1 protein-coding gene is annotated in these 958 nt (G+C 55.0%); it reads left to right on the top strand.

The features are described from left to right. Nucleotides 1-193 precede the first annotated feature (193 nt). The coding region (locus tag ACERIT_RS16140) for a calcium/sodium antiporter (RefSeq protein ID WP_373675873.1) at nucleotides 194-958 on the top strand (765 nt) is incomplete at its 3' end.

Raw genomic sequence — 958 nt, forward strand, 5'->3', positions numbered from 1 at the left:
TCGGTAGGAGTGGGACACTCCGAACCGCCTGTACAGGGGAATCGCCTGCGGAGTCTGGAACCACTGTGCCCACGTCGGGTACAAGCTCCGACGCAGAAACAGGAAGTCCCGACCTCAACAAGCGAGGGCCGAGTAGGCCCGAGCGCGGTCGGTCGGGGTAGTTCTCAGGCGTGTCACTATAGTTGAAGAACGGATGGTTGGGCTTCTCATTCCCGTTATATTGTTTATCGGGAGTCTCGGACTGTTGTTGGTTGCCTCGGATGCATTGACATCTGCTGCCGAACGAATCGGCCTCTCGTTTGGTATTTCACCGTTCATAATCGGGGTCACGATCGTGGCCGGTGGGACATCGCTTCCGGAACTGACGTCGTCGCTTCTGGCAATGTTTCAAGGAGCTCCTGCGATCGTTATGGGAAGCGTCGTCGGATCGAACATCTCGAACATGCTTTTAGTCCTGGGAGTTGCTGCTGTCGTCGGGGGCGATATTCGTGTACTTCGTGAACTCGTTGAGGTCGATCTACCATTGCTTGTCGCATCGGCTGTATTCCTCATCTTGGCAACGTGGAAGTCGCCGTTTTCGTGGTACGAAGGGCTTCTCGCGTTGGCGGCGCTGGCGGTGTATATTCAGTTTACGATCAAAGAGAAGGATCGATACGTCGGAATGTTGGTCGACGAAATCGTCATGGAAAGTGACGAGGAGGTTGCAGACGAGCCCGAGCCACAGGCAGGCGTGAAGACGTACGTTCAACTGATTGTAAGCATAGGGATAGTCTTCGGCGCGGCGTACATTCTCGTCAACTCGATCATTGTCATCTCGACGACTCTTCAGATCGGAACCGAGATCGTGGCGATTACCGCGGTGGCAGTGGGAACGTCGCTTCCCGAAATCACCGTCAGTGTCATGGCTGTTCGGAGGGAACTACCGGGATTGGCTGTTGGCAACGTCTTAGGATCGAAT

Source organism: Halopenitus sp. H-Gu1 (assembly GCF_041821145.1).
Taxonomy (GTDB): domain Archaea; phylum Halobacteriota; class Halobacteria; order Halobacteriales; family Haloferacaceae; genus Halopenitus.